This window comes from Mesorhizobium sp. WSM4806 (assembly GCF_055811635.1).
In genome coordinates this window covers 23,174-43,110 of record NZ_JBVVQZ010000007.1, presented here as the reverse complement: position 1 = coordinate 43,110, position 19,937 = coordinate 23,174, and the positions used below count along the sequence as shown (strand labels likewise).

The 19,937-nt window shown below is 63.7% G+C and carries 20 protein-coding genes and 2 pseudogenes; 12 read left to right on the top strand and 10 right to left on the bottom strand.

What is annotated here, in order from left to right:
• Window positions 1-89 precede the first annotated feature (89 nt).
• From AC0L2M_RS12730 to AC0L2M_RS12720, 3 genes and pseudogenes are all read left to right on the top strand, one after another.
• Window positions 90-905: an oxidoreductase gene (locus tag AC0L2M_RS12730; RefSeq protein WP_473535042.1), complete on the top strand. Its 816-nt coding sequence runs from the start codon at window positions 90-92 to the stop codon at window positions 903-905.
• A 121-nt stretch (window positions 906-1,026) separates the two neighbouring features.
• A pseudogene (locus AC0L2M_RS12725) lies at window positions 1,027-1,897 on the top strand (AraC family transcriptional regulator); the annotation flags it as partial.
• 287 nt (window positions 1,898-2,184) lie between these two features.
• Window positions 2,185-2,562 (top strand): VOC family protein, encoded by a 378-nt coding sequence (locus AC0L2M_RS12720; RefSeq protein ID WP_128169596.1) that lies wholly within the window; start codon window positions 2,185-2,187, stop codon window positions 2,560-2,562.
• Window positions 2,563-2,685: 123 nt separating this feature from the next.
• On the opposite strand, the gene AC0L2M_RS12715 is transcribed toward AC0L2M_RS12720, so the two are convergent.
• Window positions 2,686-3,618, bottom strand: coding sequence for a LysR family transcriptional regulator (locus AC0L2M_RS12715; RefSeq protein ID WP_031255208.1), 933 nt, complete (start codon window positions 3,616-3,618; stop codon window positions 2,686-2,688).
• A gap of 132 nt (window positions 3,619-3,750) precedes the next feature.
• On the opposite strand from AC0L2M_RS12715, the gene AC0L2M_RS12710 reads away from it, so the two are divergent.
• Genes AC0L2M_RS12710 through AC0L2M_RS12700 form a run of 3 tightly spaced genes read left to right on the top strand, consistent with a single transcriptional unit; the run spans window position 3,751 to window position 6,574 of the window.
• Window positions 3,751-4,623, top strand: coding sequence for an NmrA family NAD(P)-binding protein (locus tag AC0L2M_RS12710; protein ID WP_473535041.1), 873 nt, complete (start codon window positions 3,751-3,753; stop codon window positions 4,621-4,623).
• A gap of 11 nt (window positions 4,624-4,634) precedes the next feature.
• Complete coding sequence (locus AC0L2M_RS12705) at window positions 4,635-5,714, top strand: alpha/beta fold hydrolase (RefSeq protein WP_473535040.1); 1,080 nt, start codon at window positions 4,635-4,637, stop codon at window positions 5,712-5,714.
• Window positions 5,711-6,574 carry an alpha/beta fold hydrolase gene (locus AC0L2M_RS12700; RefSeq protein WP_473535039.1) on the top strand — a complete coding sequence of 288 codons (864 nt, stop codon included), beginning with the start codon at window positions 5,711-5,713 and terminating at the stop codon, window positions 6,572-6,574. Before AC0L2M_RS12705 ends, AC0L2M_RS12700 begins: the two co-directional genes overlap by 4 nt.
• A gap of 246 nt (window positions 6,575-6,820) precedes the next feature.
• Here the strand turns inward: AC0L2M_RS12700 and AC0L2M_RS12695 are convergent, their stop codons facing one another.
• The 5 genes from AC0L2M_RS12695 to AC0L2M_RS12675 form a co-directional block, all read right to left on the bottom strand.
• The gene (locus AC0L2M_RS12695) at window positions 6,821-8,131 is read right to left on the bottom strand and encodes a hemolysin family protein (RefSeq protein WP_023799813.1); all 1,311 of its coding nucleotides are present in this window, start codon (window positions 8,129-8,131) and stop codon (window positions 6,821-6,823) included.
• Window positions 8,132-8,362: 231 nt separating this feature from the next.
• Window positions 8,363-9,070, bottom strand: a complete 708-nt coding sequence (locus AC0L2M_RS12690) for an LssY C-terminal domain-containing protein (protein WP_031255203.1) — start codon at window positions 9,068-9,070, stop codon at window positions 8,363-8,365.
• A gap of 89 nt (window positions 9,071-9,159) precedes the next feature.
• Window positions 9,160-9,975, bottom strand: coding sequence for an extensin-like domain-containing protein (locus AC0L2M_RS12685; protein WP_473535038.1), 816 nt, complete (start codon window positions 9,973-9,975; stop codon window positions 9,160-9,162).
• A gap of 192 nt (window positions 9,976-10,167) precedes the next feature.
• Window positions 10,168-11,118 carry an extensin-like domain-containing protein gene (locus AC0L2M_RS12680; protein ID WP_023799809.1) on the bottom strand — a complete coding sequence of 317 codons (951 nt, stop codon included), beginning with the start codon at window positions 11,116-11,118 and terminating at the stop codon, window positions 10,168-10,170.
• A gap of 108 nt (window positions 11,119-11,226) precedes the next feature.
• Window positions 11,227-11,652, bottom strand: coding sequence for a DUF3775 domain-containing protein (locus AC0L2M_RS12675; protein WP_023799808.1), 426 nt, complete (start codon window positions 11,650-11,652; stop codon window positions 11,227-11,229).
• Window positions 11,653-11,849: 197 nt separating this feature from the next.
• On the opposite strand from AC0L2M_RS12675, the gene AC0L2M_RS12670 reads away from it, so the two are divergent.
• Window positions 11,850-12,389: a tetratricopeptide repeat protein gene (locus tag AC0L2M_RS12670; RefSeq protein ID WP_419694369.1), complete on the top strand. Its 540-nt coding sequence runs from the start codon at window positions 11,850-11,852 to the stop codon at window positions 12,387-12,389.
• Between the two features lie 285 nt (window positions 12,390-12,674).
• Window positions 12,675-13,148 (top strand): transcription elongation factor GreA, encoded by a 474-nt coding sequence (greA, locus tag AC0L2M_RS12665; protein ID WP_023799806.1) that lies wholly within the window; start codon window positions 12,675-12,677, stop codon window positions 13,146-13,148.
• A 240-nt stretch (window positions 13,149-13,388) separates the two neighbouring features.
• Here the strand turns inward: greA and waaC are convergent, their stop codons facing one another.
• Genes waaC through rfaD form a run of 3 tightly spaced genes read right to left on the bottom strand, consistent with a single transcriptional unit; the run spans window position 13,389 to window position 16,290 of the window.
• The gene (gene waaC / locus AC0L2M_RS12660) at window positions 13,389-14,363 is read right to left on the bottom strand and encodes a lipopolysaccharide heptosyltransferase I (RefSeq protein ID WP_473535037.1); all 975 of its coding nucleotides are present in this window, start codon (window positions 14,361-14,363) and stop codon (window positions 13,389-13,391) included.
• The gene (waaF, locus tag AC0L2M_RS12655) at window positions 14,360-15,367 is read right to left on the bottom strand and encodes a lipopolysaccharide heptosyltransferase II (protein WP_473535036.1); all 1,008 of its coding nucleotides are present in this window, start codon (window positions 15,365-15,367) and stop codon (window positions 14,360-14,362) included. The genes waaC and waaF overlap by 4 nt, the downstream gene beginning before the upstream one ends.
• A complete protein-coding gene (gene rfaD, locus AC0L2M_RS12650) occupies window positions 15,340-16,290 on the bottom strand; it encodes an ADP-glyceromanno-heptose 6-epimerase (RefSeq protein WP_473535035.1) in 951 nt (316 codons plus the stop codon). Before rfaD ends, waaF begins: the two co-directional genes overlap by 28 nt.
• Before the next feature lie 96 nt (window positions 16,291-16,386).
• On the opposite strand from rfaD, the pseudogene AC0L2M_RS12645 reads away from it, so the two are divergent.
• From AC0L2M_RS12645 to AC0L2M_RS12630, 4 genes and pseudogenes are all read left to right on the top strand, one after another.
• Window positions 16,387-16,473, top strand: a pseudogene (locus AC0L2M_RS12645) (LysE family translocator); the annotation flags it as partial.
• A gap of 151 nt (window positions 16,474-16,624) precedes the next feature.
• Entirely contained in the window at window positions 16,625-18,115 is a 1,491-nt protein-coding gene (gene rfaE1 / locus AC0L2M_RS12640; protein ID WP_473535034.1) for a D-glycero-beta-D-manno-heptose-7-phosphate kinase, read from the top strand.
• A 7-nt stretch (window positions 18,116-18,122) separates the two neighbouring features.
• Complete coding sequence (locus tag AC0L2M_RS12635) at window positions 18,123-18,695, top strand: D-sedoheptulose-7-phosphate isomerase (protein ID WP_473535033.1); 573 nt, start codon at window positions 18,123-18,125, stop codon at window positions 18,693-18,695.
• Window positions 18,688-19,350, top strand: coding sequence for a D-glycero-alpha-D-manno-heptose-1,7-bisphosphate 7-phosphatase (locus AC0L2M_RS12630; RefSeq protein ID WP_473535032.1), 663 nt, complete (start codon window positions 18,688-18,690; stop codon window positions 19,348-19,350). The genes AC0L2M_RS12635 and AC0L2M_RS12630 overlap by 8 nt, the downstream gene beginning before the upstream one ends.
• Here AC0L2M_RS12630 and AC0L2M_RS12625 read toward each other — a convergent pair.
• Window positions 19,347-19,832 (bottom strand): Lrp/AsnC family transcriptional regulator, encoded by a 486-nt coding sequence (locus AC0L2M_RS12625; protein WP_287172536.1) that lies wholly within the window; start codon window positions 19,830-19,832, stop codon window positions 19,347-19,349. The genes AC0L2M_RS12630 and AC0L2M_RS12625 overlap by 4 nt on opposite strands.
• Window positions 19,833-19,937: the final 105 nt, after the last annotated feature.

Sequence of the window (19,937 nt, the reverse complement as noted above, 5' to 3'; positions counted from 1 at the left end):
TTTCGGCATTGCATTATGATCATAATATGCTATTATGACCATAATTCAACCGGCGAGAAAAGTCTGGCCATCACGATTTGGAGCACGAAATGAATGCGAATTCCGAAAAAACCGCTGTTGTGACCGGAGCGTCCTCGGGCATCGGCCACGCCAGCGCCGAGGCGCTTGCGCGGGCAGGATTCACCGTATTCGGGACAAGTCGCCGCCCTGTCGGCAAAGGCCCGGACGGAGTGACCATGCTGGTTTGCGACGTGACCGATGGCGCTTCTGTCAGCGCCCTCGTTTCAACCGTGCTGGCGCAGACCGGGCGGATCGATCTCCTTGTCAACAATGCCGGCGTCGGTTTGCTTGGCGGTGCCGAGGAATCCTCGGTCGCACAGGTGCAGGCCCTGTTCGACGTCAATCTGTTCGGCGTCATCCGCATGATCAATGCGGTGTTGCCGTCGATGCGGCAGCGCGGCGAAGGGCGCATCATCAATATCGGCTCGATTCTGGGATTGGTGCCGGCGCCATACTCAGCTCATTACTCTGCGGTCAAGCACGCGCTTGAGGGCTATTCGGAATCGCTCGATCACGAGGTTCGCGCTTTCGATATTCGCGTCTCGGTGATCGAGCCGGCATTCGTGCGTACCGTCTTCGACCAGAACGGGATCGAGCCGGATTCGGTGTTGAAAGAATACGATCGGGCTCGCGCCGGGCTCAAGGCGCTGTTGGGCGATGTGATGCCCAAAGCCGATCCGCCGGAAGTGGTGGCGGATGTGGTGGTCAAGGCGGCGACCGATGTCCGCCCGCGGCGTCGCTATACCGCCGGCAAGGCAGCGCGCCAGGTCACCATTCTGCGCCGCTTTGCCCCCGCAGAGATGTTCGACAAGAGCTTGCGCAAACAGTTCCGCCTGCCGGTCTGAGCCCGGTTAGCAGTGCTCCACCGCCAACGGCTCCGCATCGAAGTGAACAGGGATGTTCAGCAAGAACAGTCGAGCGCGCTGTCTCGCAAGCTGGCAGATTGCTCTCACACAGGAGAGCATGATGACGACGCGGCAAGATCCCTACCACGCGCGCATGAAACGGGTGTTGAGCTACATCGACCGGCATCTTGAGGATGATCTTGGCCTGGACACGCTTAGTGCCGTTGCGGCCTTGTCCAAGTACCATTTCCACCGCCAATTCAGAGGATATTTCGGCATAAAAGTGCATCGCTACGTTCAACTCGTTCGCATGAAACGGGCGGACAGGTGCTTGCCTTCAAGGACGAGGCGAGCGTGACCGAAACCGCGCTCGACGTCGGTTACGATGCGCCCGACGCCTTCGCCCGCGCGTTTCGGAAAAGCTTTGGGCAATTGCCTTCCGCATTTCGGGACACGCCCGACTGGGAGGTGTGGTTTGCCAGCCTGTGGCCATTGACCAACGCGAGGAGCAAGCTCATGAAAACGGCGTATTCATTGGCTGACGTCAACATCGTCGACGTGCCGGAAACACCCGTCGCCGTCCTGCAGCACCGGGGCAATCCGGCCTTGGTCGCCGAGGCGATCCAAAAATTCATCGCCTGGCGAAGGGCTGCAGGTTTGAGCGCCGCGTCCAGTGCGACCTACAATGTGTTTCATTCGGTTCCGACATAACGCCGCCGCACGAATTCCGCCTCGACATCTGTGCAGCGACCGATCGGAAAATCGAGCTGAACGTGCGGGGCGTGGAAGCCGGTGTTCTTCCGGCCGGACGATGTGCCGTGCTTCGCGCAATCGGCGCAGAAAATGTCGAGCCGGCGATCGAATTCCTGTATCGCGACTGGTTGCCGGCAAGCGGTGAGGCCCTTCGGGATTTTCCCCTCTACTGTCAGCGGGTGAGTTTTGTTCCGATGGTTGCCGAGCACGAAGCCATCACCGACATCTTCCTGCCATTGGTTGCTGACCTTCCAATGGCGGTCATCTCCGCTACAGTCGAACGTGGGTCAAATCACCACTGGAGACAGCTAAATTCCGCGCCGAGCTGATGTCTGCTTGGTCCGCACCGCGACCTCCAGAATGGTTCGCCAACAAACACGAGCGGTTGCACAGTGCAGACAGGCGCCTTCAGCTCTCCAAAGAGCGGCATTGTCAGTCGTTTTGAACCAAGAAGCCCTGCAGCGCCTGACATCGCGTATATGGATTGGGCCGGTCATCACCGCGATCGGGTCGGTAAGGAGATACAATGGAAAAGGTGCTCGGCATCGGTGGCTTCTTCTTCAGAGCGAAGGAGCCCGATGCGCTCGCTCGATGGTATGCCGACCATCTCGGCGTGGCGCTGCCGCCAGAAAGCTACGATCAACGCTCGTGGGAGCAACAGCAGGGCGCAACCGTCTTCGCACCGTTTGCTGCGGATAGTGACTATTTCGGTCGCGCCGACCAGCCGTGGATGATCAATTTCCGCGTGCGCGACCTCCAGGCCATGGTCGCACAGCTCACGGCAGCCGGAATTGCGGTTGAGGTCGACACCGAACATTACCCTAATGGTTGGTTCGCCCGGCTTGCAGATCCGGAGGGCAACCCGATCCAGCTCTGGCAGGCGGAGGGGGCCGACCGTGACTAAAGGCACCCGAGCAGGCGGAAACGCAAGCGCCGAACCTGGGCTTCGGTTGAGATCCTTCTAGAGCATCTTTCCTGAACGCCGGTCGGCTCGAGGCGTTGTGCTCCAGAGAGCCGCCTTGCGGCCTCAGTTTCCAACATCGATCGCCGACGACATGTCCGCCGCCGCCGCGACAATGGCACGTCTCAACCATATGTGCCTGGGCGCGTCCTGCTGGCGCGCGTGCCAGACAAGGCTCATCGTGAAGCTGCCAAGATCGAGGGGCGGCGGCAACGATACGAAGCGCTTCATGTTGGCGGCCGCTCGCGCCAGGCTCGAAGGCAGGGTCATGATGAGGTCGGAGCGGGCGGCGATCTCGAGCGCCGCGAAGAAGTTCGGCACGCGCAGCTTCACCCGCCGCGTTCGCCCGATGCGGGCAAGCACCTCGTCGACAGGCGCAGGCCCGACGCCGGTGACGCTCACCACGATATGCTCAAGCGCCAGGAAACGCTCGAGCGTCAGCTTTCGGGCGAGCGCCGGGTGCTCCGCGCGCATCAGCGTCACGAGCGTCTCGTCATAGAGGCCGCGCCGACGGATGCCGGCCGGGGCTTCGTCGACCAGCGCCACCATCGCATCCGCGATACCCTGCTGCAGCGCTTCGACTGCGTCCGTGCCCAGCGCGACGATATCGAGATCGAGGGACGGCGCCTCGCGTCCAAGGCGGGCGAGCAGATGCGGCGCCAGCACGGCCGCCTGGAGATCGGGCATCAGCAGCCGGATCCGGCCGGTGGCGGTGGCGGGATCGAACGCGTTGGCCTCGACCATCTCTCGCACACCCGCCAAGATGCCGCGCAGCACCGGGCGCACCTCTTCCGCACGGGCGCTGAGGACGTAGCCGCCCGGTCCATCGACCAGCAGCGCATCCGAAAACAGCGCGCGCAATCGGCCGAGCGCTCGGCTCGCGGCGGGCTGGCTCATGCCGAGCCGGCTTGCGGCACGGGTGACGTTCTTCTCGTCCAGCAACGCTTCGAGCGCCACCAGCAGGTTCAGGTCGATCCGGCGTAAATCCACTTCGCGCATGACGACTATATACACCATGCATTGGACGCATGAAATGCCTGCGCCTATCGTTCCCCCGTCAAGCGAGATGAAGGTCAATCGAGATGAAGGTCAGGCCGGATGAAGGTCAGGCGAGCAGAAGGAGAAGAAGTGATGTATGTCGTGCTTGGAGCAAACGGACGGGCCGGCGGCGAGGTCGCGCGCGCCCTGATCGCAGGCGGCGAAGCCGTGCGCGTCGTCCTGCGTCGCCAGGAACAGGGCGAAAAATGGACGTCCCTCGGCGCCGAGGTGGCGGTCGCAAGCATGGAGGATGCCGGCGCCATGGCCGATGCGCTGACCGGCGCGCGGGCCGCGTTGCTGCTCAACCCGCCGCCGGTGAGCGGTGATCCCTATCAGCGCACGGAAGAAATCGGCGCCGCGCTTGCCGATGCGGCACGGCGTGCAGGTCTGCCAAAGGCCGTCGTCCTGTCGTCCATCGGAGCGCAGCATACCTCCGGCACCGGCGTCATCGCCACCCTCAACCGCTTCGAGGCGCTGCTCGACAGCGTGGCGCCGGTCACCGCTTTCCTGCGGTCGGGGTATTTTGTCGAAACCTGGAGCGAGGTGGCGCAACCGGTCCTGTCGCAAAGCATACTGCCGACCTTTATCGAGCCGTCGCAGAAAATCCCGATGGTGAGCACGATCGATGTCGGGCGCGCGGCAGCGACCGTGCTGCGCGAGGAATGGACCGGCAAGCGGGTCGTGGAGCTGGGCGGACCGGAAGACTGGAGCGCCGGCGACGTGGCATCGGCCTTCGCCGAAGCTCTCGGCCGGCCGGTAACCCCTGTTCTTGTTGCGCCGCAGGAGCGTGCCGCGCTGCTTGCCGGGCAAGGCGTGCCGGGCGAGGTGGCAGATGCGCTGCTCGGTATGTATGAGGGAATCGCCAACGGCCTGTTCACGCGCCAGGACAGCAGCGAGCACCGGCGCGGCACGACCGCCCTGGCGACGGCGATAGAGCGCGTTTTCGCAACACCAGCCGGCCGCTGATCCTCGGCCGAGTGGCGAATCCGAAACAGGGGTGGATCACGGGTTTCCAGCCGCTTTTTGGGGGACGTTTCGGCCGCAAAACCCCCGCGTCTCGCCGGCCAACGCTGTCGGCGACATGCGGAACTCGCGCCACTGGTTTGGGCTTAACTCCAATTCCGGACGGCAAAAAGGGAATCCTGAACATGAGACTGCCTGCCTCACGCCAAATGCGTCTCTCCGGTGGAACCGAGCTTGCCTACGTCACTGCGGGCGATCCATCCAACCCCGCTTTGCTCCTCCTGCATGGGTTTCCCAGCTCCGCAAATGCATTCCGCGATGTGATTCCCGGATTGGCGGACGCAGCCTATGTGATCGCGCCCGACCTCCCGGGCCATGGCCAGTCCGACGTCCCGCCGACCCCCTCCTTCGCCGCGATCAGCGAGGCGATTTCCGAATTGCTGACCCACCTCGCGATCGGGCGCCGCTTCATCCACATTCATGATTGGGGCGCCGCCGTGGGTCTGCAGATCGCCACGCAAGCGCCCGAGCTGGTTTCGGGTCTCATCATCCAGAACGCAAACGCGCATCGAACCGGCTTCGGTCCTGTCTGGGACGCCGTGTTGAAATTCTGGTCAGAACCGACAAAGGAGAACGAAGCGGCCGCGACCCCCGACCTGACCTTTGAGTTCACGCGCGAGCAATATACCGGCGGCCTGCCAGAGGATGTCGCCGCCACGATGAGGGGCGACCCCTGGGTCGAGGACTGGAGGGTGATGAATCTTCCCGGCCGCATGGAGACCCACCGCGCGCTTATCGGCGACTACAAAAGCCATGCCGGGCGTTTCGATACGATCGCCGCCTATTTGAAGCAATGGCAACCGCCGGCGCTCATGCTTTGGGGCCGTCACGACCCCTATTTCGATATCGCCGAAACGCTGTCCTGGATGCAGGATCTGCCGCGTATGGAAGCGCATGTTTTCGACGGCGGGCACTTCCTGCTCGAGACGCACGCCGAACCAGCACTCTCCCTGATGGTCGAGTTCATCAAGCGAACACAGGAGATGCACCCTGATCGAGCCCATCCCGGAGCAGTGCGAGGAGTGCAGGCATGACATCCCCCACGCAACAGCGGCTGCGCCTGTCCGGCGGGACCGAGCTTTGCTTCATCACCGCGGGTGATGCGTCCAAGCCCGCGCTGCTGCTCCTGCACGGCTTCCCGAGCTCGTCGCGCACCTTCCAGGGCATCATTCCCGGCCTTGCGCGCGTCGCCTTCGTGATCGCCCCCGACTTGCCTGGCTACGGCCAATCGGCGCCGTTGCCCGCGCCCTCGTTCGAAACGTTCAGCGGCGCAATCCAGGAGCTTCTAAGGCATCTCGCGATCGATCGGCGCTTCATCTACCTGCACGATTGGGGCGCGCCTGTGGGTCTCCAGATCGCCATGCAATCCCCCGACCTCGTCTGCGGCCTCATCGTTCAGAGCGCCAACGCCCACCGCACGGGGTTCGGACCGCAATGGCAAGCCACATTCGAGTTCTGGTCAAACCCGACGGAAGAGAACGAACGGGAGGCTACCGCGTTTTTGACCTTGGAAGGCACCCGCGAGCAATATTTGGGCGGCTTGCCGGAGGATGTCGCCGCTCGGATCAAAGGCGAACCCTGGATCGAGGACTGGAGGGTGATGAATCAGCCTGGCGGCATGGAAACACAACGCGCGCTCCTCGCCGACTACGCCAACCATGCCGCGCGCTTCAGTCTCATCGCCGACTATATCGAAAAGCGGCAACCGCCGGCGCTCATGCTGTGGGGCCGCCACGACCCGTTCTTCGACATCGCCGAAACACTGTCGTGGATGCAAGACCTGCCACGCATGGAAGCGCACATCTTCGACTGCGGCCACTTCCTGCTCGAAACCCACGCCGAGGCGGCAGCCGCGTTGATGACCGACTTTATTGAGCGAACGCAGCGGCCTTGAGCAACCGCTCGCGATCCAGGACCGACTTGCCACGTTTGCGCTGCTCCTCATTGCCCTGCCGGGCATTTCTCCCCGTTTAGTGACGGGGAGAAGGACGCCTTCGCAAAGGATTTCGCCAATCTCCAGCGTTGCAGAAAGGGCGCCGACGTTGCGGCCAGCCCCTTCGCCCCGTCATTATACGGGGAGAAGGTGCCGGCAGGCGGATGAGGGGCAGCGCAAACCAGAAGCGATTGTCTTGCAACCCTGCTACCGCACGATTTCGCGATGGCCGCCTGGCAGGCGGGTGGCGATGAGCTTGTCGATGCGGCGGCCGTCGAGGTCGACGACCTCGAAGCGCCAGCCCTGCGCATCGACGCATTCGCCGGTCGTCGGCAGATGGTGCAGATGTGCCAGCACGTAACCGGCGACAGTCTCGTAGTCGCGGTTCTCGGGCAGGTCGATGCCGAGCACGTCCGCCATCTCGTCGGCCTGCATGTAGCCGGCGAGCAGCCATGAGCCGTCGTCACGCTTGACGGCGTTTTCCTCGTCGCCGGCGTCGAGGTCCGCCCGGAACACGCCGGTGATGGCTTCCAGTATGTCAGCCGGGGTGACGATGCCTTCGAAATGGCCGTATTCGTCATGGACCAGTGCCATCGGCACGTTGGATTCCTTGAGCGTCGAAAGGACATCCAGCGCGTCGGCCTGGTCATGGACGATGGGAGCGGTGCGCACATGCCGGCGCGGGTCGAGCGCGCGACCGCCGAGCATCGCGGCCAGCACGTCGCGGGTCTGGACGACGCCGATCATGGCGTCGACGCCGCCATCGCCGGCTGGCAGGCGCGAATGCTGGGTCTCCATCAAGAGCTTGCGGGTCGCCGCGTCGTCGGACTGCAGGTTGATCCAGTCGACCTCGGTGCGCGGCGTCATCACCGCGCGGACGGCGCGGTCGCCGAGCCGCATGACGCCGGCGATCATGCGCCGCTCGTCCGATTCGATGGTGCCGTGATGCTCGGCCTCGGCGACCAGCATCTTGATCTCCTCGTCGGTGACCTTCTCCTCGCTTTCACCGCGCTGGCCAAGCAGCCACAGCATGGCGCGGCCGGAAATGTCGAGCAGGAAGACCAGCGGCGCCGAAACGGTGGCGAGGATGGTCATCGCCGGAGCAACCCTGGCGGCGACGCGTTCGGGATCGCGCAGCGCGATCTGCTTGGGTACCAGTTCGCCGATGATCAGCGAGAAGTAGGTGATGAGGGCGACGACGATGCCGACTCCGATCGGGTCGGCAAGGCTTTCGCGGATGCCGGTCGATGCCAGGAACACGGACAGCCGCTCGCCGAGCGTGGCGCCGGAAAAGGCGCCGGACAAAACACCGACTAGGGTGATGCCGATCTGCACCGACGACAGGAATTTGCCTGGATTGGAGCCGAGCGCCAAGGCGCGTCCGGCGCCGGTGACGTTGCGGTCGATCATCGCCTTGAGGCGGGCCGGCCGTGACGAGACGATGGCAAGCTCGGACATTGCCAAAAGGCCGTTCACGCAGATGAGGACGACCACGATAGCGATTTCAGCGTAAAGCATGCGCGGTCAATAGCATTGCGGCGCGGTCTTCGAAAATAGACGGCCGTCATTTTTCATGCCGGCGGGCGCACCATCTCATGCGGCATCCCATGGCGGCGACGAAAAATGCTCGATCAGGGCGTCGACGACGACACGGACTTTTGGCGTCAGGCTGCGCGTCACCGGCCAGATGGCGTGCATGACGACGTCTTCGAGGAGACAGTCCGACAGGACCGTCTCTTCGTCTTGTGCCTACGGCAGCTGCCGCAGCAGGCCAACCACCGCCTTGCCATCGGTGAAATAGGGATCGCCGCCGCCATTGCGCCCGGTCTTTGTCGCACCGATGCCCGATATCTCGCTGGTCGAGATCAGCATGCCAGCGGCAGACAGGTCGCGGATCAGGAAGTCGCGCTCGGCGTCGATGTCGGGACCGATATGGTGGGTGATCTGGCCGGTGTCGTGGCTGAGGCCGACGCCGCGATCGTAGCTTGCCGCACCCAGCCAGAGCGGCCGGCCATCGTCTCCAGTCGCATCGGTCTGCCAGAAGCGGACGTGATGGCGCCGGTCGGCACTGTCGCCGACCGGCTTCTCGAAGGCCAGATCCTGTGCACGGCCTTCGAACAACAGCCGGCTGACCGGCGCGTCGGGATAGGGCCGATCGAACAGCACGCTTTCGCCGATCTCGATCGCCGTCTCCAGCGTGAGAGCGTCGGCGGTGTCCCATCCGGCGACGGCGAAGGCATGGACCAGCTCTTTTTTGGTGCCGACGAGGCCGACATTGATCGGATCGCCCGCGATGCCTTGCGGCGTGTGCGTCACCATCTCGAAGCGCTGCGTGCGGAAATTGCGGTCGCGCAGGGTCCAGAATTCCGGCGCGGCGAAATAGGCGAGCACGAGATAGCCGGCACAGAACGCCACCAGCCAGATCGTTGCGCGTCGTCGAAGGCTTCGTCGGCTCATGCGACACCACCGTGGTGATATGACATCACCTTATGTGACGTCATTCTACGCGGCGGCGCACACCTTGGGCAGTGGGCACGCGCTCGGGCTCAGCGGCAGGCGCGGTAGCCGTTCTTGCGGTTCTTGATGTCGAAATGGAAATGGTTGCGGTGGTCGTAATTGTAGCCGGGACCGAGCACGGTGGTGAAATACTGGCAGCCGTCGGCGCGCACAGTGTTGAGGAAGCCGCGGGTGCGGAAGGCGAACAGGCCGGGCTTGCGCACGTCGATCTGCTTGCCATTGCTAAGCTCGATGCTCATGACGTCGAGCGCGTTGCCCTTGCCGTGCTCCGACAGCGTGCCTTCGCCGGCGATCCTGCGGCAGGAATAGCTCGAGCCCTGGCGAATGGTCCTGACGCCGGAGAAATAACGCCAGCGGGCGGACGGGACCAGTTCATTCCTGGCCCAGCCGGCGAAGGTGGCGGCCATGTCGCAGGTCAGCGTCGCGGCCGGCTTCATTCCGATGCGGCCGATGGCCGAGATCTTGACCGGGTAGTTGATGCCGCACTGGCCTTCGCGGATCGGCGCAAGGTCGCTGTAGACGACGCCCAGGCGCTTCAAATCCCTGCGGCACTCGACCTCGCTGGCCGGCATCTGTTCGGTCGGCGCCATCGGCTCGTCCATGCGCGGATAGGCAGCGGTCATGTAGGGGTTGGACGGGACGAGGCGCTGCATTCCAGCGTATTTCTGGCCAGCGTATTCTGGGACAGCTGATGTCTGGCTGCCGACATCGACGGCCGGTTCCAGGGAAAGCACGCTGCCGGTGGTGCAGGCCGAGACCGCTGCGATGGCAAGCCCGCCGGCAATCATGCGCGCGCGTCTCACTTGCCGCACGGCTACAGACGCGGCGCGAAATACCCCGGCCATTGGCAGGTTCCCGGTCCCCGAGCCGATCAGGCTCCATGTCATCGTTTGATCATGATCTTTCTCCGAAAACCGGATCCCACTTTTCGGGGTCATGATCAGATGAAACGGAGCTTACCCGCCAACAGTAAAGGAAAAATCAGCGGCTGCGTTTACGGCTGCGGCCAAATTGCGGCGCGTCGGTCCGCAACCATATCACTGGCAGAAGGTGCCGCCGTTGCGGCGCGGTGCAAGATCGAGATGGAGATGCAGCGAATGATCGGCATCGCTGCCCGGGCCAAGCACGGTCTTGAACGGTCCGCAGGCTGCCTTGCGTATTGCGTTCAGGAATTTCGCCTCCTTTTCCGGCGGCGCCGGGCGGATGTCGATCCTCCTGCCGTCCGAAAGCGTGAAGCTGGCGATGTCGAGCGCGTTGCCGAAGGCGTGCTCCGACAATTTCCCGCCGCCATTGCGGTGGCGGCAGACGAAGGCGGATGCCTGGCCGACCGACTTGAGTTCGGCGCCGAGCTCGGCCTTGGCCGCCGGCTGGACGATATCGGCGGCGAAGCGCGCGGCGGCCTCGGCCATCCGGCAGTTCAACTCGGATTCGGGGTTGATATCCAATGACTTGCCCAGCGTCTTCAGTGCGATCGGATAGGGGACAGAGCAGCCGACCGCCGCATCGTGCTCGGCTTTGCGTTCCTCGAAGTCGACGCCCATCGACTTCAGCCGCCTGCGGCAGGCCAGTTCCTCGTCCGGCATTTTCTCCTGCGGCATAGCGGCCGAGCGCGGGTCGGGAGGAATTTTTCTCTCCGGCGCCTGCGCCGGCTTATCCGGTGGTTTTGGCGCGGCGGCCGGTGGTTTTGCCTCGGCGGGGTTTTCGGTCGGCGTCGGAGCGACTGCCGGCGGCTGCGGCCGGGCTTGCTGATGCTGGTCCGACTTCTGCTGGTCCATTTTGTCGGTCGCCGGTTGATCAGGCTTTGGCGCATCCCCAGGGCGCGGCTCGGGGATCGGCACGTCGGCAGGCGCGGCTTCTTGCGCTGATTGCGACTGATTGAGCTCCGGGACGGGCACCTTATCGGGCAGTTCCGGAGCTTGGGCCAGGGCCGCTCCTGCGGACAGCATCGCCGCCGCCAAAGGCAGCGCCAATCTGATCAATCCGGCCATTCTGATCGATGTAGGAGAGATCACCACCGCCATTCGCCCTTAACGGCGAGGGAATGCGGAAGTTGCCTGAACGAGGGCATTGGCCGATCACAAACAGTGACCGCGGTGTTACGCACCGATCGCTTCCAGCCCTTCCTCCAGCCAGTCGGCCAACAGCGGCATGCCGAGCAGATATTTCGCCGTGCGCTTGTTGGCGCGCTCGCGCGCGGCCGTCAGCGCGTCCGCCCATTCCGAGGCGTCATAGTCGCCGCGTCCAACCCAGGCGAGGGCGACGAGTTCGGCCGCCTCGTCGACATTGAGATCGTTGATCAGTTCGCGCAGCTCTTCTTCGGTGAGGTCCTCGGAACGCTCCTCGACGAGACCGTCATGGTGATGGTTGTCATGCGCCTCGCTATCGAGTTCTACCTCGTGCTCGGCGCCATCGGCATAGTCTTCGTTGACGGCGGCGCTCAACGCCTTCGCCTTGAGGATGAACAGGCGCACCGTGTCGGGACCGATCGAAAGCTCCCATTCTTTTTCAAGGCGCCGCTGCACTTGCCGTCTCCGCATACTCCGTTGGCGTTTGCTGGATGATAGCGGATTTGCAGCGCTCGTCACGTTTTGTTCGGCGCTTCCATTTTCCGACTGGCGCGGGCCGTTGAAAAGGCTTTCACTGGCCGTGGCTTTTTTCCGGGATGAAACCGCTTTTGCCCGGCGTTAGTCTTGCATTGTCATGCTTCAGGGAGAGTTCGATGCGCAGACGATTGCTGATCCAGGTTCTGGCGGTTGCCGCCCTGCCGCTGTTTGCTGTTCCGGCGTTTTCGGCCGGTGAAGGTGGAGGCGGTGGCGATGGCAGCCAGACGACACAGTGCAAGAAAGGCAAGGTCTGGGACAAGAAGCTGAAGAAGTGCGTCGCGCCCAAGCACGGCATGCTGGACGACGACAACATCTATGAGGCCGGCCGCGCGCTGGCGATGGCAGGACGCTATGACGAGGCGATCGCCGTGCTCAGCCTGGCTGCGGACAAGAAAGACCCTCGCATCCTCAACTACCTCGGCTACTCTCACCGCCATTCCGGACGCGTCACCGTCGGTCTCGGCTATTATGAGGAAGCGCTGCGCATCGATCCTGATTACACGCTGGTACGCGAATATCTCGGCGAGGCGCACCTGCAGATCGGCGATCTCGCCGGCGCCCGGGAACAGCTCCGCGAGATCGAGAAACGCATCGGCAAGGGATCTCGTGAATACGGCATGCTGTCCGAGCAGATAGACCGTTTCATGAAGAGCTGAATAGAAGCCCGAACTTTTCCTCACCACCGGCTGTGAGCAATCGCAGCCGGTTTTTATTGCCGCTCGCTCGGCCAGCCGGGCTGCCATGACAGCATTTCCGCGAATGGCGGGCGAATTTTTCAAAACCGATTTTTTGGCGTGAAAAACCCGCGAAGATTGCTATATTGGAGGAAATTGCGGTGACACGGTTCCGTTAGCCCGAGGCTGCCGGACCGTTTTCTTTTTGTACCCATCGACAAGGTCGCTCCCGGAATGCGGGGGCGGCCGCAGGAAAGGTCAGGCATTATGAACAAGGTCCCGATGACAGGCGAGGGGTTCGCGTCATTGAAGGAAGAACTGCGCTGGCGCCAGCAGGAAGAGCGGCCGCGCATCATCGAAGCAATCTCCGAAGCGCGCTCGCACGGCGATCTCTCTGAAAACGCGGAATACCACGCGGCGAAAGAGGCGCAGAGTCTCAATGAGGGCCGCGTCAACGAGCTCGAGGATTTTATCGCCCGCGCCGAAGTGATCGACATCACCAAGCTCAGCGGCGAAAAGGTCAAGTTCGGCGCGACCGTGGTGCTGGTCGACGAGGACACGGAAGAGAAGAAGACCTACCAGATCGTCGGCGACCAGGAGGCGGACGTGAAGTCCGGCCGCATCTCGATCTCCTCGCCGATCGCGCGGGCGCTGATCGGCAAGGAAGTCGGCGATGCCATCGAGGTCAACGCGCCAGGCGGCGCGCGGGGCTACGAGATCGTCCAGGTGCAGTTCATTTAGGACCTTTTGATAATTCTACTCTGGCGGCCGACTAGCGCGGTTTTCTGCGCTTCCTACAGCGCCGCGCGTCTTTTGGACGCGCAAAGGACGCTGTAGGACTTTTGATTTGTGCATGATCCTTTCCGAAAATCGATTCCGATTTTCGGGGTCATGCGCGAAGCTCACGTACTTTAAGTACGCTCCGCTCCGGTTCTCGAAAACCACGCTATTCGACTCGCCAGAGCGAATTCTTAAAAGGCCCTACGTCGGTGCTTGCGATTTGAGCGCCAGCAGCTTCTCTGCTTCCGCTATCACCTCCTCAGGCGCGACACGACTGCCGGGCGTGGCCAGCAGCGTTGACGAGAACGGCCCGCGCGGGCCGGTCAGGCCGGGTTCTGTCGCCACAAACACCGCGACGGTCGGCAGGCCGAAGGCGCTGGCGAGGTGGGTAAGGCCGGTATCGGCGCCGATGATCAGCACCGACCGGCCGATGATCGCGGCGATCTCGGCAAGCGGTGATTTCGGCACCAGCACGGTCTGTGGAACGGCTTGGGCGATCGCCTCGGCAACCGTCTTTTCCCTGTCGTTCGACCAGGTGGTGACCGGCGTCATTCCTCTTTCGACGAGAAGCCGGGCCGTCTCGATCCAGTCGCCGACCGGCCATTTCTTGTCTTCGCGGCTGGTGCCGTGCAGCAGGAAGGCGGTTTTTCCGCCGACAAAAGTCCAAGCGACGGCCGGCGGCACGATGCCGGACTCGAGCCCGGAAAAATCCGGTTCATAGCCGAGTGCCAGCCCGAACAGCCGCCTTGTGCGTTCGATGGCGTGCAGATCGCGCGGCACAGCATAGCGGCGGTCGTAGAACAAGGTCGCCGAAGGCTCGCGAGCGCTCGACCGGTCGAAGCCGGCGATCGGCGCCGCGGCCTGTTTCGCCACCACGGCCGACTTCAGCAATCCTTGCGCGTCGATGACGAGATCGTAGCGGCGATCCCGCAAGGCGCGGCGCAATCCCGCTGCCTCGTGCCATGTGCCGCGGCCGAGCGGGCTTGTGCGCCAGCGCCTGATTGCCACGGTGTGGATGGTTGCGATCGCCGGATGCAACGCCACGATGCCGGCAAAAGCCTCTTCCACACACCAGTCGAACGACACGTCCGGCAGCTTGCGGCGCGCATCCTCGACGGCTGGAAAGCTGTGGATGACGTCACCCATCGAAGATGTCTTGACGATGAGCACCCTCATGCGGCGGCCGGCATTTCCAGCAGCCGTTCCGCCGCTGCCCCGACCTGCGCCACCTCGAGCGTGTTCAGGCAGTTGAGATGGCCGAGCGGGCAGATTTTCCGGTGGCAGGGCGAACAGGACAGGCCGAGCCAGACCAGTTCGCGCTGCTCGGCGAGCGGCGGCGTATTGTGCGGCGAGGTCGAGCCGTAGACGGCCACGATCGGCGTGCCGACCGCGGCGGCGACATGCATCAGTCCACTGTCGTTCGACACCGCAAGCCTGGCTGCGGCGATCAGGTCGATGGCGTCCTCCAGCCGCGTCTGGCCGGCGAGGTCGACAACATCAGGTGCAAGCGTGGCGATTTCCGCCGTTACGTCGGCGTCGTTCTTCGACCCGAACAGCGCGACCGCAAAACCTTTGGCCATCATGTCGCGGGCGAGGCCGGCATAGCGTTCGCTCGGCCAGCGTTTGGCCGGCCCGAACTCGGCGCCCGGCATCAGCGCGACGAATTTTTTCGCCTCCAGCCCGAAGCGGCCCAGCAATGCCGCCTGGTTTTTCGTGTCGACGGCGAGCTTGGGGGCACGGAACGTGCCGCCTTGCGCGAGGCCGAAATAGGCCTGCGCCGTGCGCCGTTTCACATCGTCGGGCAAGGCTACGATATCGGTCAGCAGCCCATAGCGCATTTCCTTGAGGTAGCCGACACGGCGCGGAATGCGGGCAAAGAACGGGACCAGCGCCGACTTCCAGCTTCCAGGCATGACATAGGCGATGTCGTAGTGGCCGCGCAGCAGGCGGCCGAAGCGCCTTCGCATGCGGAATTCCAGCGCTCCGGATTTCAGCGGCAGATCGACCTGCCGGCGTATTTCGGGCATCCGCTTGACCAGTGGCGCCGCCCATGCCGGCGCCAGCACGTCGATCGCCGCGTTCGGGTGAAGCTCTCCCAGCGCCGAGAACAGGCACTGCGCCATCACCATGTCGCCCACCCAGCGTGGGCCGATCACGAGGATCGTTGGGCTTTCAGCCATTCGACATAGTCTCTGACGCCGGTTTCCACTGTGCGAAACTGACCATTGTAACCGGCGGCGCGCAACCGGGACATATCAGCTTGCGTAAAACTCTGGTAGCTGCCCTTCAGGTGATCGGGGAAGTCGATGAACTCGATCTCGCCTTTGCCGAGCGCGCCGATCACCGTTTCGGCAATGGCGCGGAACGGCTGGGCTCGGCCGGTGCCGCAGTTGAAGATGCCGCTCGATCCGCGTTTCCACAACCACAGGTTGATGTCGGCAACGTCGCCGACATGGATGAAGTCGCGGCTCTGCTCGCCAGGTCCGAAACCGTCATAGGCGCCGAACAGCTTTGGGTTGTGGCCTTGCTCGACCTGGTTGAACAGATGGTAGGCGACCGAGGCCATGGCGCCCTTGTGCGCCTCGCGTGGCCCATAGACGTTGAAGTAACGCAGGCCTGCCACCGGCGAATGGTCGGTTTCGAAGACGGTGCGGCGGACATAGTCGTCGAACAGCTTCTTTGAATAGGCATAGACATTGAGCGGGCGCTCGCAGTGCGGCTCCTCGCGAAACTCGGCGCCGCCGCCATAGACGGAAGCCGAGGAGGCATAGAGGAAAGGCAGCCGCAGCGCCAGGCAGGCATGCAGCAGCCGCTTCGAATAGGCGTAGTTCACCTCCATCATGAACTTGCCGTTCCACTCGGTGGTGGTCGAACAGGCGCCCTGGTGGAAAACGGCCTCGATGCGGCCGAGGTCGCCGGCCTCCATCCGCGGCAGGAAATCGTCCTTGTCGAGATAATCGGCGATCTGCAGGTCGGCGAGATTGGCGATCTTGTGGCCGTCGGTCAGGTCGTCGACGACGAGAATGTCGCTGATCCCTTCGGCATTGAGCGCGGCGACGATGTTTGAGCCGATCATGCCGGCGCCGCCCGTGACGATGATCATGAAAGCCTCTGGTATCTTGTGCCGATTCCGGCCCTTATAGGGGAGGCTTGCCGGGCTGTCGATAAAGCAGGTCGCAAACCGGCGGTTGGGTGGGCGTCAAACGGCGGGCAATGCCTGATGCGGCGTGCGGGCGGCGCGGTGCTGGTCGGATTGGGTGTTCATGTGGCTTTGCAGAAAAGTTGATCCGCCAACCGGCGTTGGCTGTGGTCGGTTCGGCGCCTGCCGTTGCGCTGAGCCGAATTGCGGTATATCGGCTTCGCCATGAACGACCAGCCCTGCCAGTCCAGCATTTTCACAGCATCGGGACCGGCTCTCATTGCACGTCGAAGATGACATGAGCGAGCAATACCTGCCTTCTCCCGAACCGCTTCACCGCGCCATCTCGCGGTTCGGCAACGTCACCGTGCTGGTGGTCGGCGACTTCATCCTCGACCGTTTCGTCAACGGCGTCATCGAGCGGATTTCGCCTGAAGCGCCCATTCCGGTGCTGCGCGGGCGTGGCGAAACCTCGGCGATGGGTGGCGCCGGCAATGTCGTCGCCAACATCGTCTCGCTCGGCGCTGCCGCGATACCGGTTTCGGTGATCGGCGCCGATCCGGCCGGCGACAATCTCATGCGCATGCTCGCCGGGCTTGGCGTCGACACCGGCGGTCTCGCGCAGGACGCCAACCGGATGACCTCGTCGAAAAGCCGTTTCAGCGCGCTCAACCAGCAGGTGCTGCGCTTCGACGAAGAGGAAATCAAGCCGCTGGGCGACGCCGAGCGGGCGACACTGATCCGGCTTTTCCGCGCCGGGCTGGCGCAGGCCGACATCGTCATCCTGTCCGACTATGGCAAGGGCATGTTGCTCGACGGCGTCGCCGGCGAGCTGATCTCGATCTGCCGCGAGGCGGGAAAGCCGGTGCTGGTCGATCCCAAGGGCCGCGACTATGCTTGCTACTCCGGGGCGACGGCGATCACCCCCAATCGCAAGGAACTTGGCGAGGCGGTCGGACGCGCGGTGTTTGCCGATGACGAGATCGTCGCCGCGGCGCGTGAGCTGATCTCGGCACATGGCTTCGAGTTCGTCGTCGCGACGCGCAGCGAAAAAGGCATGAGCGTCGTCGACGCCGACGATGCCCGCCACATTGCCACGCAGGCGCGGGAGGTGTTCGACGTTTCCGGCGCCGGCGACACTGTAATCGCTACGTTTGCGTTGGCCCTGGCTGCGGGCGCCGACCGCGTCATTGCCGCGGCCATCGCCAACGCGGCCGGTGGCGTGGTGGTGGGAAAGCGCGGCACCGCACGGCTGACGGTCGAGGAACTCACCGGGGCGCTGTTTCGCTCGCATGGACCGATTGCCCACAAGGATGCAATCCTCGATGCCGCCGCCGCCGCACGGCTGGTGGCGACGTGGAAGGACGAAGGCCTGAGCGTCGGTTTCACCAATGGCTGCTTCGATATCCTTCATGCCGGCCATGTCAGCCTTTTGCATGCGGCGCGCAGCCAGTGCGACCGGCTGGTGCTCGGCCTCAACAGCGATGCCTCGGTGCGCCGGCTGAAAGGGCCGGGGCGCCCGGTCAACGACGAGCATGATCGCGCCTGCGTGCTGGCGGCGCTTGCCTCGGTCGATGCCGTCGTCGTCTTCGAGGAAGACACGCCGCTCGCGCTGATCGAGGCGCTGAAGCCCGACATACTGGTCAAGGGCGCCGATTATACGATCGATCAGGTGGTCGGCGCCGAAATCGTGCAAAAGGCGGGCGGCCGCGTCGTGCTGGTCGATCTCGTCGCCGGCAAGAGCACCACCGGCACCATCGGCAAGTTGCGCGCCGGCAGCACAAACTGAGGTTTTCATGTCCGAACTGAACGACTATCTGGTCCGCTCGGCGGCCGCGATCACCGCGATGGTCGAGCGCGACCTCACCGGCGAGATGGAGCGGGCGGTTACCGCCGTCGTCGCCGCGCTTTCGCAGGGCAAGGCGCTGCTGATCTGCGGCAATGGCGGCTCGGCCAGCGACGCCATTCACATCGCCGGCGAACTGGTCGGCCGCTTCCTGAGGGAGCGCAAGGCCTACAACGTCATCGCGCTGCCAGCAAATGCGGCGGTGCTGACAGCCTGGGGCAATGATTACGGCTTCGACACGGTGTTTTCACGCCAGGTCGAGGCGCATGGCGCCGCGGGCGCCGTGCTGCTCGCCATCTCGACCAGCGGCAACTCGCCCAGCATCCTCGCCGCCGCCGAACAGGCGCGCATGATGGACATGACGGTGATCAGCCTGACCGGCGACAGCGGCGGCAAGCTCAAGCCGCTCTCCGATATCCTGCTCAACGTGCCCTCGACCTCGACGCCGATCATCCAGCAGGGGCATCTGTGCCTCTATCATCATCTGTGCGAAATGGTCGAAGCGCGCCTCTGTGATGGCTGACATCGGCCCGGTCGTGAGGTCCGATTACCCGCTCGAAGCGCCGGGCCTGTGGGTCGAGCGGATCAGTGGCCCGGTTTTTCCAGCTGGCACGCCGGCGCTGTTCCTCGACCGCGACGGCACCATCAATGTCGATAGCGGCTATCCCAGCGATCCGGCTGACATCGCGCTGCGGCCGCAGATGCTGCCGGTGATCCGAGCGACCAACATCGCCGGCCTTCCGGCAATCGTGGTCTCCAACCAGTCAGGCATAGCCCGCGGCTATTTCGGCTGGCCGGAGTTCGCCGCGGTCAATGCCCGGCTGCTGGCGCTTCTCGAAGCGCAGAATTGCCGGATCGATCTGGTGCTCGCCTGCGCCTACCATTCGAGCGGGACGGGCGAACTGGCGGCAGGTGATCATCCGATGCGCAAGCCCAATCCGGGCATGCTCCTGCGCGCCCGCGATCTGCTGGGCGTGGATATCAGCCGATCGATCATCGTCGGCGATAAGGCCGATGACATGGAAGCCGGACGGCGAGCCGGGCTCTGCGAGGGTTGGCTGGTGAACGGCAGATCCAATCGGACTTCCGGCGAAGGTGCGTTCAGGACGCGTAACCTGACGACCGATAACGATCACAGCAAACTCTGCGACGCCATCGCCGAGCGCGGCCGGGATTAAGGCCTCGCTTCGCTGAAAGCCACCAGGCCCTCGTCCTTGACGCGACGGATGGTCAGTGCCGTCCGCACCGTGTCGACATTCGGTGCCGAGGCCAGTTCCTCGATGACGAAGGTCTGAAAGGCGCCGAGGTCGCTCGCCACGCAATGCAGCAAAAAGTCGGATTCGCCCGACACCATCCAGGCGTCGCGAACGATCGGCCAGCCGCGGGTGCGTTCGGCGAAGCTTTTCAGCTCCGCATCGGCCTGGTGATGCAGACCGATGAGGCAAAAGGCGACGACGTCCAGGCCGAGCGCCGGCGCATTGAGCAAGGCGCGATAGCCGCGGATGATGCCGGTCTCTTCCAGCCGCCTGACGCGACGCAGGCATGGCGGCGCCGAAATGCCGACGCGGCCGGACAATTCGACATTGGTCATGCGCCCGTCGTGCTGAAGCTCGCGCAGAATCTTCCAGTCGATGGCATCGAGATCGGCTTTGAGCGGCATGGATACCTTCGGCGCTTCACGCAAGAATCTTTCGTGATTTTGTAAACGACTTTGGTGTCCATTCCATCCCTTCAGTCGCTGATTTTGGGACAGTCGCCGCGCCAC